This window comes from Pseudomonas mercuritolerans (genome assembly GCF_025706525.1).
Lineage (GTDB): Bacteria > Pseudomonadota > Gammaproteobacteria > Pseudomonadales > Pseudomonadaceae > Aquipseudomonas > Aquipseudomonas mercuritolerans.
On record NZ_JAMSHA010000006.1, the window covers coordinates 52,126 to 67,700 of the forward strand.

Below are 15,575 nucleotides of genomic sequence, written 5' to 3' on the forward strand. Positions count from 1 at the left end.
AAGGCCTTTGGCCTGACCTCTGCAATACGAAACGAAGCCCCTGCATTTTTGCAGGGCTTCGTTTTGTATGGCGTCAGCACTAAAATCGTAAAAAATGAATTCAGGTTGCGACTCTGTCATTTTTTGAAAAACGTGGTCTGTCCTCAATTCTGTTTCTCCGCGCAATGGCAAAAGAACAAGACCTCTGGCTTCCTCTACCCCAAACACCATTGCGACTGCCGTTTCCAGTTATCTGGAAATCCCATAAGTTTCAAATCACCCGGTTCCCTCTGGTCCATTATTTCGGCCAAGTGAAATTTCCACTGGCTGTCTGGACTGATCAAATCGGTTAAATACGCCAGCATCGTTAGCACTATAAATAGCCGCTGCTTGGGTTGAGGCCGATCGCCAGGCGCATTTTGGATGACCCATTCTTTTGGTAAGGATGGTCGAATCGAGAGCTCTCTGTTCCATAGCCGTGAGTGGTGGGCGCAGCAGTTTCGAATGAAGGTCAGAGTGTGGAGCCAGGAGGCCAGTACTTCGAAGGGGAGATTGAATCTGCTCGCGATCGCTTTCTTGTCGACGCTTTTGCCTATGGCATTGAACATCGTGGATACCGTCCCAAGGCTAAGCTCTTCCAGAACAGCCCAGGCGGGCGGCAACTCGGGATGGGATTAGGTTGATCCGTAGAATCGAAAATAGTTATCGCGCATGCGATTTTCATTTCGCTGCTGCTGGACCTGATCAGCTCGGCTGCTCTTTTTTATACGATCAATCTCACGTCCCAGTTTGTTGCGCTCCTTGCCCAGTTGATCGCGCAGGGGCCGTAATAAATCGCCGTGTGAATATGAAGAAGAGAAGATTGACGCGTCAGCTATCCAGTCAGGCCCGTACTTAGGGCACATGTGATTGCTGATAGCCGCTCGTATGGCGACTTCGACACGTTCGATAGCAACCATGGTTATGCGTCGCAACGAGCCATCGAAGCGGTAGATGTCGACGACTGCTTTCAGAGTGCTACCAGGTTTGAAGGTGTGTTCAGGGTTTGTTTCCTGAAAAGGGCGCATGTAGGGGCTCAAGCGAAACAGCGTGACCACTTCCAGGAAACGCATGGCACGCTCGTCATTTGCGACTTGCAGGCCTCGTTGCTTTAGCAGTTCCAATTGCTGTTCTACGCTGAGGGCCGGCTTGTCGAAGGGCCTCATGTAGTTTTCTCCAGGCCAAAAAAAAACCGCACGATTTGAGCTTGCTGACTGGGTCAACCTAGGCTTGGCGGGTGTGTTGGGGTGCATTATAGGTAGGTGCAAGAGCCCTTCAATGTTGGGCTGATGTGAAATTGTAACGGGTCCAGGCGCGCGGGCAGAGTAGGGGGCTGCTGGTTGAGATAAGGCGTCGTTGGTTTTGTCGCAGCGATGCGGACCTCCTAGTGGGCTCCAAACGCCAGAAACAACAAAGCCCCTGCATTTCTGCAGGGGCTTTATTTTGTATGGTGCCGGCACCAGGAGTCGAACCCGGGACCTACTGATTACAAGTCAGTTGCTCTACCAACTGAGCTATACCGGCGTGTGGGCGACGATTATAGCGATTGGGTAGATCCTGTAAACCCCTGAATTCAGACTATTTTTGCATTCCGGAAAAATCAGGCCGTGCGCAGATTTATACGCAGCTTTTGTACCTCAAGCGCAGTGAGGCATTTATGCAGGGCGGACAGTTGAGTTTGGGCTTTCGGGACCCTGAAGTTACTCACTCGGCTAGCCCAATATTCGTCGGTTATGTCGTTTTGATTGGCACCTTATGCACAACTGAGGGGCGCTAAGACTGCTTGGGCGAGGTTTTGTGAAGCCATTCTCATCTTGTTCGCAAATCCCTGTTTTACCGGTTTTTATTTATGTGAACAAAAAATGACCAGTGTTGTTAAGGCGACGAAACAGGCGCAGATATTGGATCCACGGAAAATCCATCAACAGAGTTATCCACAGGCTGTGATGTTTTCAGCGCGTTCGGCGAGCAGCAGTAAGTTACGCGGTGTAAGTGAGGTATCGCAGAAGGTCCCGAGGCGTACGAAGTATCCCTGTTCTGCGAGGAAAAGCGCTCGATCCAGATTCAGCCAGAGCTCAAGCGGTCGTCGGAACAATCCGCGAAGCAATTCCAGGTTGCGCACTTCGGCCAACCGCTGCCAACCGGCGGCTTCGAGTGTCGACCAATCTGGCGAGCCGACTGTGGATAACTCCTTCAGCGCTGCTAGATCGAGACAATAGTCCGCAAACGGTTTATCCAGCCAGGCGCTGGGCAGGGAGGGCGTTGGAAGGTAGTCATCGACGCCGCGCACTTGCCGTTGCAGCAGGTCGAAAGCCAGGCGACGAGCCATCGAGGTGTCGCGCTGACGTCGGACGCGAGCACCGGCGGTGACGGTTTCGCTCATCGGCAACGCCAGATCTTCCAGCGACAGCTTTAGGAGCGATGCCGATCCTGCGCAGGACAAGGGCTGATATTCGTTGCGACTGATGCGGTTGTAGCAGCAGGGCGCAATCGCCATTTGCTGGCAACCTGCGGCACTGGCCAGTTGCATCAAGCGCACATGCAGATCACCGCACGCGTGGAGGGCGATGGGTGTGTGCGCGGCGTTCAATACGGCTGGGGCATCCGCCGCGAGTACATCCTGTTCGACATGCAGGGCGTTCAAGTGATGACGCTGACTCAAGGCCTGACCGCTGGCGACCAATAAAGGATCGTATTCAATGCAAGTCAATTGTTGCCCGGCACCCAACAGGCGGCGTCCCAGATGCCCTTTGCCGGAGCACCAGTCCAGCCAATGCGTCGGCTGCGAGGCGAAAGACAAGCGACTGGCAAACGCTTCAATCTGCTGCCACTTACGACCTGGCACATCGACATTCAAGCGATGCCCGGCAGCCTCAAGCGCATGCCCCGACAACTCACCGACCGCACTCAGCTCAGCCGACAACTTCGCCAATGAAGCGAACGGCTCCGGCGCTTCAACAAGATCAGCAGGATGGTTGTGCGTGCGTTCTGCATCTTCCAGCGACCGCCCGCGTAGCCACGCAGACACCTCGGGATAAGACGCTTCCCAGGCAAGCGAAAGGTGGGTGAACGGCCGAGGTTTCCACAGCGCCTGATGCTTAATCAAAAAAGCATCCAGCGCGGTGAAGCGGGCGAGTAGGGCCTCGCCCGTCAGCACGTGGGACGTTTCAGCGGCCTTGGCAGGCATCGACGCGCAGCCAGCGTTCCAGCAGCTTGAAGCCGCGAACCAGCACGTAAGCCATGACCAGATAGAACACGCCGGCGGCAAAGAAAATTTCCACCGGCAGATAGGTGCGCGCAATGATCGTGCGCGCCATGCCGGTCAGTTCCAGCAGGGTCACGGTGCTGGCCAGGGCGCTGGCTTTGAGCATCAGGATCACTTCGTTGCTGTAGGCCGGCAGGCCGATGCGCGCGGCGCGGGGCAGGATGATGTAGAACATCGCTTTCGGCCTGGACATGCCCAAGGCCCGCGCGGCTTCGATTTCTCCCGGCGGAATTGCCTGAATGGCTCCACGCAGGATTTCGGCAATGTACGCCGCCGTGTGCAGGGTCATGGTCACGGTCGCACACCAGAACGGATCGCGCAGGTATGGCCACAACGCGCTTTCACGCACTGCGTCGAACTGCGCCAGGCCGTAATAGACCAGAAACAGCTGCACCAGCAACGGCGTGCCGCGGAAAAAGAAGATGTAGGCGTAAGGCAGCGAGCGCACGTACCAGCGCTTCGAAGAGCGGGCGATGCCCAGCGGAATGGCGAGCAGCAGACCGGCAATGACAGCGATGGCAACCAGTTCCAGCGTCAGGGTCGCGCCCTGTGCCAGTTTCGGCAGCCACTTGATGATGACTTCCCAGTTCATTGCGCGCTCCTCGCAAAGCCGCGAGCGGCGCGTTTTTCCAGCAAGTGCATGCCGGTCATCGCCAGCACGGTCAGGCCCAGGTACATGATTGCCGCGACCATATAGAAGGTGAATGGTTGTTTCGACACGGTCACGCCAATCTGCGCGTGACGCATGATTTCTTCCAGGCCGATGACCGATACCAACGCGGTGTCCTTCATCAGGATCATGAACAGGTTGCCCAGGCCCGGCAGGGCGATGCGCCACATCTGCGGCATGATCAACCGGGTGAAGATCCGCCACTTCGACAGGCCCAAGGCCTGGCCGGCCTCACGGTGACCCTTGGGAATGGCCAGCAGGGCGCCGCGAAACACTTCCGTGGCGTACGCGCCGAAGCACAGGCCCAGTGCGATCACTCCGGCGGCAAAGGCGTTGAGTTGCAGGTCGGGATTGCCGAAGTACTCACCGAGGGCGCGCATCAGGTTGACCGTACCGAAGTAGATCAACAGCACCCAGAGCAATTCGGGGACGCCGCGTACCAGCGTCGAATAAGTGCCGCCAAGCCATTGCAGCGGCTTGTACGGGGAAGTCTTGGCCAAGGCGCCGAGCAGGCCGAGCACCAGGCCCAGACACAGGGCGGTGAGGGCCAGTTGGACGGTCATCAGCGCGCCAGCGGCGAGCGCCGGGCCGAATCCGTAGAGGTCGATAATCATGGGTTTCTGTTCAAATTGCGGCAGGCAAAGTCGGGATCCGGTGCCGCTTGATCACGGCGCCGGTCCCACAGGTCAGATCAATAGATACTGAACGGGAAGTACTTGTCGTTGATTTTCTTGTAGGTACCGTCAGCGACGATTTCCTTCAGGGCTGCGTTCAGCTTGTTGCGCAGCTCGTTGTCACCCTTGCGCACGGCGATGCCGATCTTGTCGCTTTCCACCACCGGGTCGCCCTTGAACTCGTAGTTCTTGCCGGCGTCGGTTTTCAGCCAGTCATAGTTGGCGTACTTGTCGGCGAGGATCGCGTCGACACGACCGGAGGTCAGGTCGAGGTAGGCGTTTTCCTGGGTGTCGTAGAGGCTGACCTTGATGTCGTCACCGTAGGTGTCTTCCAGCCAGGTGCCGGCCAGCGTTGCGCGCTGGGTGCCGATGGTCTTGCCCTTGAGCGAGTCCTTGTCGGTTTTGAAATCGACATTTTTCGGCGCGATGAACTGCAATTTGTTCGAGTAGTACGGGTCGGTAAAGTCCACCGCGGCTTTGCGCTCTTCGGTGATAGACAGCGAGGAAATCAGGAAGTCGAACTTCTTCGCGTTCAGCGCCGGAATGATGCCGTCCCAGTCAGAGGTGACGACGGAGCATTCGGCTTTCATCTTCGCGCACAGGGCGTCGCCGATTTCCTTGTCGAAGCCGACCACTTGGCCGCTCGCGTCTTTATTGTTGAACGGCGGGTAGGCCGCTTCGATGCCCATCTTCAGGGTTTCAGCCATGGCACCGGCGCTGAACGCGAGGGTGACGGCTGCGGCCAGGAAGACCTTCTTGAAATTCTGCATGCATGTTGCTCCGTTAGCGGTTGCTGGACATGAATTGTTTGCAGCGCGCCGAAAGCGGGTTGTCGAACACCTGCTGTGGCGATCCTTGCTCTTCTATAAGGCCCTGATGAAGGAACACCACTTCGCTGGAGACCTGGCGGGCGAAGCCCATTTCGTGGGTCACGAGCAGCATGGTGCGGCCTTCTTCGGCCAATGCGCGGATGACACTAAGTACTTCCTGAACCATTTCCGGGTCAAGCGCGGAGGTGGGTTCGTCGAACAGGATCACCTTCGGCTGCATTGCCAGCGTGCGGGCGATGGCGGCGCGTTGTTGCTGACCACCGGACAATTGCGCCGGGTAGGCGTGGCGCTTGTCAGCGATGCCGACCTTGGCCAGCAACGCTTCGGCGACTTCGATGGCCTCGGCCTTGCTCTGGCCGAGCACGCGGCGCGGGGCCTCGATGACGTTGTCGAGCACGCTCATGTGCGGCCACAGATTAAAGTTTTGAAATACAAAACCAATCTCCGAGCGCAGGCGGTTGATCTGCTTGCCGTCGGCGGCGACCAGTTCGCCGTTCTTCGCGGCCTTGAGCTTGAGTTCTTCACCGGCCACCAGGATCTGGCCTTGGTGCGGGTTTTCCAGCAGGTTGATGCAGCGCAGGAACGTGGACTTGCCGGAACCGGAAGAGCCGAGGATCGAGATCACGTCGCCGTCGCGGGCGGTCAGCGAGATGCCTTTGAGCACCTCAAGCTGTCCGTAGCGTTTGTGCAAGTTGCGGATTTCAAGCGCGGGCGTGGCCTCAGCCATGTGCGTTCCTCATATATGTTGCGCTCCTGCTGTTGGCGGGCCTTCCTGGCGAGGCGGCCAAGCTAGCATAGCGTTTCAATGGCAGCCAACAGCGCTACGAGCGGTAAACGGGTGGCATGTGGCGGGTTGTCGCATCGGCGCAGCAGACTGTCGCCCCTTCAACAACCTAACGGGTGTTTGATCATGCAAACCCGTGGGTGCCGCGTAAAAAAAGGCGCGATGTTGCCAGCTTTGGCGGGGTGTTGGAAGCGCTATCCGGCCGAACGTTCCTTATTCGCCCTTTTTCTGTGCGCCGCACACTTTTTCTGTGTGTTTCTGGTGCGCTGATTCGTCTTGAAAGTGAGTCGCCGGGTAACGTTCTGGCGAATAGCCATTAAACTCAATGACTTGCATCGGATGCCGGAGCCCCCGGCACTCAAGGACTTGAAACATTTTGGCGCAAATATTGCGTGCAGAATAAGGAACAGGCCGTTGGATTCTTTTTACGAGAAAGAATTTTCAGACGCGCCGGACGCACTCGCTTTCCTTGCAAAGGTAGTCTCTATGAGCAGTACCCCAAGCTCCACTGGCCTCGAACAGGGGCTCAAACCGCGTCATGTGACCATGTTGTCGATCGCCGGGGTGATCGGCGCCGGTCTGTTCGTCGGCTCCGGCCACGCCATTGCTGCCGCCGGCCCGGCCGTGCTGCTGGCCTACGCCGCTGCCGGTACTCTGGTGGTGTTGGTGATGCGCATGCTCGGCGAAATGGCCGTGGCTTCGCCGGACACCGGTTCGTTCTCGACATATGCCGACCGCGCGATCGGTCACTGGGCCGGTTTCACCATCGGCTGGTTGTACTGGTGGTTCTGGGTGCTGGTGATTCCGCTGGAAGCCAACGCCGCCGCGACCATCCTGCACGCGTGGTTCCCGGGCGTGGACATCTGGGCTTTCGCTTTGGTCATCACCATGCTGCTGACCGTGACCAACCTGTTCAGCGTGAAGAACTACGGCGAGTTCGAGTTCTGGTTCGCCCTGATCAAGGTGCTGGCGATCATCGGCTTCATCGGCCTCGGCCTTGCGGCGATTTTTGGCTTCCTGCCGACCAGCCAGGTCAGCGGTGTGTCGCATCTGTTCGACAGCGGTGGCTTCCTGCCCAACGGCATGGGCGCTGTGCTGGGCGCGATCCTGACCACCATGTTCTCGTTCATGGGCACCGAGATCGTCACCATCGCGGCGGCGGAGTCGAAGGACCCAGGCAAGCAGATCTCCAAGGCGACCAACTCGGTGATCTGGCGGATCGGCTTGTTCTATCTGGTTTCGATTTTCATCGTGGTGGCGCTGGTGCCGTGGAACGATCCTACCCTGGCCAACCTCGGTTCCTACCAGACCGTGCTTGAGCGCATGGGCATTCCCAATGCGAAGATGATCGTCGACATCGTCGTACTGGTGGCGGTGACCAGTTGCCTGAACTCGGCGCTGTACACCTCGTCGCGCATGCTGTTCTCCCTCGGCAAGCGCGGCGACGCCCCAGCCATGTCGACCCGCACCAACAAAAGCGGCACGCCTTACTGGGCAGTGATGTTGTCGACCGGCGCAGCGTTCCTCTGCACCTTCGCCAACTATGTGGCTCCGGCCGCGGTGTTTGAATTCCTCCTGGCCAGCTCCGGCGCCATCGCCCTGCTGGTGTATCTGGTGATCGCGTTCTCGCAACTGCGTATGCGTAAACAGCGCATGGCCCGCGGCGAGAAGATTGTCTTCAGCATGTGGCTGTTCCCGGGTCTGACCTGGGCGGTGATCATCTTCATCGTCGCCGCGCTGACCATCATGCTGTTCCAGGAAGCCCACCGCGTGGAAATCCTCGCCACCGGCCTGCTGAGCCTGATGGTGGTGGCTGCCGGTCTGCTGGTGTCGCGCCGGCGCAAGCTGGAAAAGCGCGGTGCGGTGGTGTTGAACTGATTTTTAACGCGTAATGCAAAACGGCCGCTGTCAGGGATGACTAGCGGCCGTTTTTGTTTCTGAGCTTTTCAATCAGGTTAAACCCAGTCCTCGATTCGCAAACCGGAAACGCGTTCAAACTCCCGTACGTTGTTCGTCACTACAATGAGTCCAAGTGACCGCGCGTGGCCAGCGATCATTTGGTCGTATGGCCCGATCGGCGTTCCAGCTTTCGCAAGTTCAGATCGAACCATCCCGGCCTGTGCGGCTGCGTCGTTATCGAAAGGCAAGACATCCAGTCGCGCGACGAACCCTTCGACAATCGCCAGATTCTTCTCCGGGACCGCTGACTTTTCAGCACCGTAAATAAGCTCCATGAGCGTGATAGCGCTGATGCACAACTGCCCGGAATGTCGATTGAAGGCTTCCCGGACAATTTGTGGTTTGTTCTTGATGGTGAAGATGCAGATGTTTGTATCCAGCATGTATTTGATCATCAGAACGACTCGCGCTCCTGATCAGTGGGTTGCTCACGGTCAGCCATGAAATCAGGGCTGACGCTGTCGCCATCAAACCAGCTATCCCAGCATTCTCCAGCAGGCGTAATGACGCGTGTTCTGCCAATCGCGATAACTTCCACGCGTTTAACGTCGCCGGGCATCGCAACTGCCTTTGGCAGGCGGACTGCCTGACTTCTATTGCTCATGAAAATTGTGGTCTGCTCCATATCCGACCTCCGGGCCTGATCCTGTGATTGGTTCAGGATAGGTTGTGCTGGGGATATGTCAACGGGATATACATTGTCATTGGGCAAAGAGTGCTAGGCCATCCAAACAAAAAAACGGCCGCTGTCAGGGATGACTAGCGGCCGTTTTGGTTTCTGAGCAGGGCTTATTCGCTCTTGTCTTCCTGGGTGTCTACCGACTTCCCATAAGCATCCAGCGCCACCCCGAAATCCGTAATGAACTGCGGCTCGCTCAGCCAGGCCTGGGCTTGTTCGATGGTCATGCCGTCGGCCCACATGCGGTAGTCGATGAGCATGTCGGCGGCGAGGTGGGTGGCGGCCATGCCTTCGTTGTCGGCGTTTTCCATGTCGAGCAGTTCAGGATGGTCGACGATGATGAAGGCCAGTTCGCGCAGCAGGGTCAGCAGCATTTCGTTGCGGCTGACGGCTTCGGCGTCGCGCATTTTGCTGAACATCGCCAGGGTGTATTCCGGGATCGGCTCGGCGAGGTGGCCGAGCTCTTCGTCCTGATCCAGCGGTTTGCGCCCGACCATACGGATCTGCTTGGCTTTGGCCTTGGCGCGTTTGGCGCGTTTCTGTTGCTTGTTCAGGGATGCCATGGGAGCTCAGTTCTTCTGTTGGGTTTGTGCAGCGATCGCGTCGGATGCCGCCACATAGTCAGCCTGGAAGGCCGGGGATTCGATCCACGCCAGCGCGCCAGCCTCGTCGGTTTCCTGTGACCACTGGCGATACTCGATCAGCGCGGCGAGGATGAAATCCATCGCGCCTTCTTCGCCTTCCTGCTCATAGACCAGTTCCAGCAGCGGGTCTTCGAGGAACGCGGTGCACATGGCTTGCTGGCTGATCTTCTCGGCGTCGATCATTTTCTTGAACAGTTCGGTCAGGTCCACCGATTCGAAATCGATGCGGTCGTCGTTCGGGTCCAGCTCGACCGGCGCTTCGGCACGCTTGGTGCGGTTCTGCTTGGCCTTGGCTTTGGCCCGGGTGGCGCGTTTTTGCTGCTTGTTGGCGGAGGCCATGATGTGTTCCGTCGTGCGTGGAGAAGGGCTCAGCTGCGCGGGATTAGCCGGCCGGGTGTGTCGGGGGCCAACGCGCCGGTCTGCAGCCAGGTCAGAGCGATGGGCCATAGTGTGGCTTGGTATGCGCTGCGAAAAAAGCCGAAATGTCCGACTTGTTGTTCGCCGATGTCCTGCGGTGCGATGCGCAGGTGAGTTTTTGCCGCGCTGCTGAAGTAGCCGAGCAGGCGTTCGATCGCCGGGATCGTGCCGTAAGGATCATCGCTGAGGCTGATAGCGAGGGTCTGCGCGCGGACGCCATCGAAGGGCAGGGCGCCCGCCTTTTTCATCAGTGCGCGACCGCTTGGGCGTTGCTCGTAACGTGCGGTGGGCGTGCTCCAGTCGCGGACTACACCGGTGGGCGTGTCCTCCAGCCAGCCGAGCCGCTTGCCTGGAAAATAACCGCAGAGCAGCGCCATCAAAGGCATGACCACATGCCACTTGCCGAACATCCGCCAGCGGTGTTCGGGGGCGTAATCGCGCCAGTAGGCGAACTGCGCACCGACGGTTACCAGCCGTCGGATTACCTTGCCCGACTCGGCCAGGCCCACCGCGCAACCGCCGAAACTATGGCCGACCACATCGATCGGCTGGCCGGGAAACTCCCGCTGCGCCCGTTTGAGCATCGCTTCGAAATCCAGCGCGCCCCAGTCGGTCCACGAGGCACGCAGCCCTTTGATCGATTCGCTGCGTGATTCGCCGATGCCCCGGTAGTCGTAGATCATCACATCGAAGCCGTGGCTGAACAGATAGGCCGCGAAGCTTGAGTAATGGCGACAGCGCACGGAGGTGGCGGCGTTGATGATGACCACCGGGCGCTGAGGATTGGGCGAACTGTGGCGCCAGGTGAAGCCGCCGAGTGCGTAGCCGTCGGCTGCGGTTTCCTTGAAGGGCGTGGCTTTAGTTACAGTCAAAGCTGCTTGGCTCAACTCTGGGGCGCCCACATCGGATGTCTGCTGACAGCTCATGGCGCTTGACCTCGGCGGTTAGGTGCCAACCATAGTCGCCGCGCTGATCAAGAACAATCCGGCCGGTTCATTCACTGGATTGAATGAGCATGCGTTCTTCGATCAACGCCTGTTCGCGGTTGAGTTCAGCACGTAACTCTTCTTCGCTCGGCAGTATCGTCTTGTAGCTGCTGGCGAACAGTTGCTCATTGCCTTTGAGCATGGAATAGCGCGCCACCGAGTCATTGCTTTCCGCGCTCAGAATGATACCGACGGTTGGCTTGTCACCTTCGCTGCGCTTGAGCTCGTCGTACATGCGCACATACATGTCCATCTGCCCGACATCGCGGGCGCTGAGCTTGCCGCGTTTCAGGTCGATGATCACGAAGCACTTGAGCAGGTAGTTGTAGAACACCAGATCGATATAGAGGTCGACGCCGTCAGTGCTGATGCGTTGTTGGCGGGCGACAAAGGAAAAGCCTTTGCCAAGTTCAAGCAGAAAGCTTTGCAAGTGGTCGATGAGTGCTTGTTCGAGTCCGCTTTCCCTGACTTTGCCTGCCGAGGGCAGGCCGAGGAATTCGAGCATGACCGGATCGCGAATGAATTCCCGCGGATTGCATTTCATCGCGTCGATGTTGGTCGTGGCTTCCTCGACCACCTCGGCTTTGTCCGGACTCATCAGCAGGCGCTCGTAGTAGAGCGTCAGGATCTGACGATCAAGGGCGCGGCTTGACCAGTTGAGGTCGGCGCATTCGTTCATGTACCACAGGCGCGCTTTCTCGCTTTCGACCCGCAGTAGCCGGCGGTAGTGGGTCCAGCTCAATTCGGGACGCAGTGCGTCTCGAATTGGAAATTTTTGATAAAACAGGCGCATCTTCCACAAATTGGTTTCATCAAACCCTTTCCCGAATTGCCCGGTCAGATCCTTAGCCAGTAGGCCAATCAATTTTTTCCCATATCCCGCACGTTGGGCTCCCTGTTGTTCAAACTCGACGATATGCCGGCCGATTTGCCAACAGGTCTGCACCTGGATCGTATCGACCGCGCGCAGCACTTTTTGCCGCGCCTGGCGAATCAGTTCGCCCAGTTCGCCCAGCAGTGAATCGATTTTATGGTCTGGCGTATCAGCAGGTTTGAGCTGGCTCATCGGGTCTTCCGCATTCTGGAAACAGAGACGCAAGCATGCCGGGGAAGGCGGCGCAGGTATGTCGGGCGAACCTGCGAGTTCGGAAGGAAGGGCGGGACAGGCGTTGCAGGACTTTGCCACCGGAAGGCGCGTAACAAGGTAAATGTCCGTAGTCCATTTCGTACTTTTTGCCCAGTCAATCGCCGCAGAGTTGGCGGCGCTGCGGTGAGCGATCTGGTGTTGCGCTGGAATGAAAGGAACAGGCAGGTAAGAGGCTGCTTCAAAAAAGCGCCCCAGTTGCATCATCGCGAGCGCTTGCCCTTCGGCCTCTGCTCACGAACCCGCCCTTTGCGATAAATCCACAGCCCGAACACACCGATGGCCAACATGAACGCGGTCCAGAAGCTCTGCCAAAGGAACTCGAACCAGTATCGCCGAGGTTGCAGTGCCAAGGTGTAGGTGCTGCGCGGTCCGCGATTGTTGGTGGTGATGGAACCGCTGATCCAGCTTTCGATAAGCATGTAGATCGAAAGACACACGGCAAAGGCGATCAGCACTCCCGCGAGCACCGTCAGCCAGAATGTCCAGCGGCTCGGGCGATACGGCGGAGGATGCGGCAAGCGAATACGGGTTCTTTTCTGATTCATAAGCGAGGCTCGCGTGAGCCGGTCAGAAAACTGCCGGCTCTTGCAATTGTTCAGTCGGCATCTGCCGCAGGCTCGTCGGGCGTGCGGCAAGATGGGCGCATTCAGCGATCACCTTGAGAATGCCGATCACCGCCGGCGTCAGCGCAGTGCCGAGGCAGATGCGCACGCCTGTGGAAGCCTGGCCGTCGGCGAAAAAGATGCCGCTGCCAGCCACGTGGCAACCGCGTTCCGTGGCCAGTCGCTGCAAGGCCGGCATATCGGTGTTTGCGGGCATTTCGATCCAGTGGATGAAGCCGCCGCGCGGTGGGACGTAGAGGGTTCCGGCCGGGAAATCCGTGCGCACCAGCGTTTCGACAAAACTCGCCAGCGAAGAGAGTTGCGACCTCAATCTGGCGCAGTGCTCGTCCATGTAGCCACGGCCGATGAATTCATTGAGAACATTTTGCGCCAGGCTGGAAACGGCCAGGTTGCGCGAAAACATCTGCGCGAGGATGGCATTGCGGTATTTGCCGGCCAGACACCAGCCGACGCGATAACCCGGCGCGATGGTTTTAGAAAAGGACGAGCAGTAGATCGTCTGGCCGCTGCTGTCGTAGCTCTTGAGGGCGCGCGGCCGATCAGCTTCGGGCACCAGGTCGAAGAAGATGTCGTCTTCGATGATCGGCACATCCGCTTCGCGGGCGATCCGTGAAAGTCGGGCGCGCGCTTCGTCGGGCATGATGAAGCCACGCGGATTCTGCAGCGTCGGGTTGAGAAATATCACCGCGACTTTTTTCTGTTTCAGCGCTTCTTCCAGATGATCGACATCCAGGCCCGTGCGGCCGTGGGTGCGGATCGGCAAGGCGCGCATGCCCAGGCGTTCGATGGTCTGCAGGATGCCGTAATAAGTCGGGGTTTCGATGGCGACGGTAGCGCCTTTCGACGCGACGGCTTCGAGGGCCAGTTCCAGAGCGATGGTGTCGCCCGAGGTCACCAGAATATCGTCCGGCCCGCAGACTACACCGCGGGTCAGCATCAGCCCGGCGATGCGCCGTCGCAGCGCTGGCAGGCCGGGTGGCGCGACCAGACCGCTCAGCGCGTTGTCAGTCCTGGCGGCCAGCACCGAGAGGCATTTGTTGAGCAACACGTTGGGCGTGAGATCGCTGTGCAGAACCGCCGAATTCAGCGATGCGGTGGTGCGCGAGGCCGCTTCGGAGAGCATCGCGACCACCGCGTGATTGACGTTGACGGTGACACTGGAAAAGTCGAAGGCGCCGGACGGTTTTGCCCGCCCTGACGCCGAGACGAAGTAGCCGACGCGGGGCACGGTCGAGACGTAGGCATCAGCCTCGAGATCGGCCAGCGCCCGCTGCACCGTGGTGATGCTGGTCTCGAACATCCGCGCCAGAACGCGGATTGACGGCAGTTTCGCTTCGGCCGCCAGGTCACCGCTGTCGATCTGGCGAATAATCCAGTCCTTGACTATCCGCCAGCGCTTGTCCGGCAAATCAAACCTGTCCATAAGTTCTCTGTGATGATTCGAAACAATTCACAGAAAGTAGAGCAAAACGATCCCCGTTGCAGCAACTATGACGATGTTCAGCGCCACCAGACCGAAGGCGAAGCGGATCAGGCTGTTTTCTTCCTGGCGGTTGGCACCGGCAAGTCCGGTGATCAATGACAGGATCGACAGCGAGCCAAGTGCGCCATGGCCGGCGGCGCTGTTGACCATTGCCGCCAGCCACGCCCCGTGTTCGCTGCTCAGCGCGGCAATGGACGGCATCACCAGCGTGTTGCCGCCGACGTTGGAGCCGGTGACATAACCGGCAATCCCCGCCAGCAGGGCGATCGTCGGCGCCAGCGAAATACCCGACATGGATTGCAACGCGCTTTGCGCCTCGACGAGGAATCCGGCGTTGACCATCACCTGGGAGAGCAGCAGGAACAGGAAGATTGTCGTGACCGGAAACTTCGCCCGGTTGAACAGCGCTTGCCACGGGAAGCCGCCGCCCGCGGTTTGCCTGAACGCCATCAGCACGGTCACGATCAGCAGCGCCAGCCCTGGAGACGCCAGCGGCTTCCATGAAACGTGCTCGCCCCTGACGACCCACAGGCCATCCCAGCCCGACAGCACGAACAGTCCGCGCGACGCCACAATCACTCCCAGCAAGGCCAGATAAGGCCATGCCGCGCTCGGCCAGCGCACCAGTTTTTTCCGTTGCGCCCAGGAGATGCCCAGGCCGACGCAAGCCACGGCCAGCCCGGCCAGCACACCGGAAACTTCCGGGCCGAGCCACAGGTTGACGCCAAACAGCACGGCAACGAACAGGGCCGTCACGACAAGCAGCCCCAGCCACGCTGTGATCCTGCGGATGCCGGCCTGCCACAAGGCCAGCGACGCCAGGCAGAGGAACACCGGCGCGCTGATCAGCGCCGAATGGCTACCGAGGGTTTGCGCCGGCAAATGCGCCAGCAAGGCACCGATCACCGTTGCCAGACCCAGCGTGCCCCACGGCATGATCACCATGCCGGCGAGAGCGATTTTCATCCCCGACTGGCGAGTGAAAAGCCCCATCAGCAGCGGCACCGTGGCGATCAGCGAAACGCCGAAGCCGGTCATCGCTTCCAGCAGCGGTGCCAGGCCCAGCACGATGAAAATCACCTGCGCGGGGGGCGTCCAGCCGAGTTCCTTGACCCACGCGCCGATGGCCTGTGGTGCGCCGCCGCGCTCGACCAGAATGACGAAGGCCAGCCCCGGGACGATGACGCACGCGGTGCTGAGAAACAGGATCGTGGTGTCCTGAAATATCGCCGAGGAGATCGCCGCCGACACCGGCCCGGCAGCGCCCAGTGCCCACAGCACCAACACCAGCACCACACCGGCCAGCGCCGCTTGTACTGGTGGACGCCGGAGGATCAGGATCAGCGCGATCACCAGCGCGATCGGTGACATTTGCAGCAATAGAGAGCTCATAGCG

15 protein-coding genes, 1 tRNA gene and 1 pseudogene are annotated in these 15,575 nt (G+C 59.0%); 1 reads left to right on the forward strand and 16 read right to left on the reverse strand.

Annotated elements, in window-relative coordinates:
- Window positions 1-194: 194 nt before the first annotated feature.
- From ND528_RS17685 to ND528_RS17715, 7 genes and pseudogenes are all read right to left on the reverse strand, one after another.
- Window positions 195-1,271, reverse strand: a pseudogene (locus ND528_RS17685) (Abi family protein).
- A gap of 195 nt (window positions 1,272-1,466) precedes the next feature.
- Window positions 1,467-1,542: transfer RNA gene (locus ND528_RS17690), tRNA-Thr, on the reverse strand.
- A 406-nt stretch (window positions 1,543-1,948) separates the two neighbouring features.
- The gene (locus ND528_RS17695) at window positions 1,949-3,205 is read right to left on the reverse strand and encodes an SAM-dependent methyltransferase (RefSeq protein ID WP_263470815.1); all 1,257 of its coding nucleotides are present in this window, start codon (window positions 3,203-3,205) and stop codon (window positions 1,949-1,951) included.
- Window positions 3,186-3,875 carry an ABC transporter permease gene (locus tag ND528_RS17700; RefSeq protein ID WP_016772145.1) on the reverse strand — a complete coding sequence of 230 codons (690 nt, stop codon included), beginning with the start codon at window positions 3,873-3,875 and terminating at the stop codon, window positions 3,186-3,188. The genes ND528_RS17695 and ND528_RS17700 overlap by 20 nt, the downstream gene beginning before the upstream one ends.
- The gene (locus ND528_RS17705; protein WP_016772144.1) at window positions 3,872-4,567 is read right to left on the reverse strand and encodes an ABC transporter permease; all 696 of its coding nucleotides are present in this window, start codon (window positions 4,565-4,567) and stop codon (window positions 3,872-3,874) included. Before ND528_RS17705 ends, ND528_RS17700 begins: the two co-directional genes overlap by 4 nt.
- A gap of 77 nt (window positions 4,568-4,644) precedes the next feature.
- The gene (locus ND528_RS17710; RefSeq protein ID WP_042608621.1) at window positions 4,645-5,397 is read right to left on the reverse strand and encodes an ABC transporter substrate-binding protein; all 753 of its coding nucleotides are present in this window, start codon (window positions 5,395-5,397) and stop codon (window positions 4,645-4,647) included.
- A 13-nt stretch (window positions 5,398-5,410) separates the two neighbouring features.
- Entirely contained in the window at window positions 5,411-6,184 is a 774-nt protein-coding gene (locus tag ND528_RS17715; protein ID WP_024011209.1) for an ABC transporter ATP-binding protein, read from the reverse strand.
- A gap of 543 nt (window positions 6,185-6,727) precedes the next feature.
- Here ND528_RS17715 and gabP point away from each other — a divergent pair.
- Window positions 6,728-8,119 carry a GABA permease gene (gabP, locus tag ND528_RS17720; protein ID WP_016772141.1) on the forward strand — a complete coding sequence of 464 codons (1,392 nt, stop codon included), beginning with the start codon at window positions 6,728-6,730 and terminating at the stop codon, window positions 8,117-8,119.
- 77 nt (window positions 8,120-8,196) lie between these two features.
- Here the strand turns inward: gabP and vapC are convergent, their stop codons facing one another.
- The 9 genes from vapC to ND528_RS17765 form a co-directional block, all read right to left on the reverse strand.
- Window positions 8,197-8,595 carry a type II toxin-antitoxin system tRNA(fMet)-specific endonuclease VapC gene (gene vapC, locus ND528_RS17725; RefSeq protein WP_039756566.1) on the reverse strand — a complete coding sequence of 133 codons (399 nt, stop codon included), beginning with the start codon at window positions 8,593-8,595 and terminating at the stop codon, window positions 8,197-8,199.
- Window positions 8,595-8,825, reverse strand: coding sequence for a type II toxin-antitoxin system VapB family antitoxin (gene vapB / locus ND528_RS17730; protein WP_137215090.1), 231 nt, complete (start codon window positions 8,823-8,825; stop codon window positions 8,595-8,597). Before vapB ends, vapC begins: the two co-directional genes overlap by 1 nt.
- A 164-nt stretch (window positions 8,826-8,989) precedes the next feature.
- On the reverse strand, window positions 8,990-9,442 hold the full coding sequence (locus ND528_RS17735; protein ID WP_150741762.1) for a hypothetical protein: 453 nt from the start codon (window positions 9,440-9,442) through the stop codon (window positions 8,990-8,992).
- Window positions 9,443-9,448: 6 nt separating this feature from the next.
- Window positions 9,449-9,862 carry a hypothetical protein gene (locus ND528_RS17740; protein ID WP_016772137.1) on the reverse strand — a complete coding sequence of 138 codons (414 nt, stop codon included), beginning with the start codon at window positions 9,860-9,862 and terminating at the stop codon, window positions 9,449-9,451.
- A 29-nt stretch (window positions 9,863-9,891) separates the two neighbouring features.
- Window positions 9,892-10,866, reverse strand: a complete 975-nt coding sequence (locus ND528_RS17745) for an alpha/beta hydrolase family protein (RefSeq protein WP_408005043.1) — start codon at window positions 10,864-10,866, stop codon at window positions 9,892-9,894.
- A gap of 67 nt (window positions 10,867-10,933) precedes the next feature.
- Window positions 10,934-11,992, reverse strand: coding sequence for a PDDEXK nuclease domain-containing protein (locus tag ND528_RS17750; protein WP_263470978.1), 1,059 nt, complete (start codon window positions 11,990-11,992; stop codon window positions 10,934-10,936).
- A gap of 281 nt (window positions 11,993-12,273) precedes the next feature.
- Window positions 12,274-12,618 carry a hypothetical protein gene (locus tag ND528_RS17755; RefSeq protein WP_263470817.1) on the reverse strand — a complete coding sequence of 115 codons (345 nt, stop codon included), beginning with the start codon at window positions 12,616-12,618 and terminating at the stop codon, window positions 12,274-12,276.
- Between the two features lie 22 nt (window positions 12,619-12,640).
- Window positions 12,641-14,119, reverse strand: coding sequence for an aminotransferase-like domain-containing protein (locus ND528_RS17760; protein WP_263470818.1), 1,479 nt, complete (start codon window positions 14,117-14,119; stop codon window positions 12,641-12,643).
- Between the two features lie 27 nt (window positions 14,120-14,146).
- Window positions 14,147-15,571, reverse strand: coding sequence for an L-lactate permease (locus ND528_RS17765; RefSeq protein WP_130910409.1), 1,425 nt, complete (start codon window positions 15,569-15,571; stop codon window positions 14,147-14,149).
- Between the last annotated feature and the right edge of the window lie 4 nt (window positions 15,572-15,575).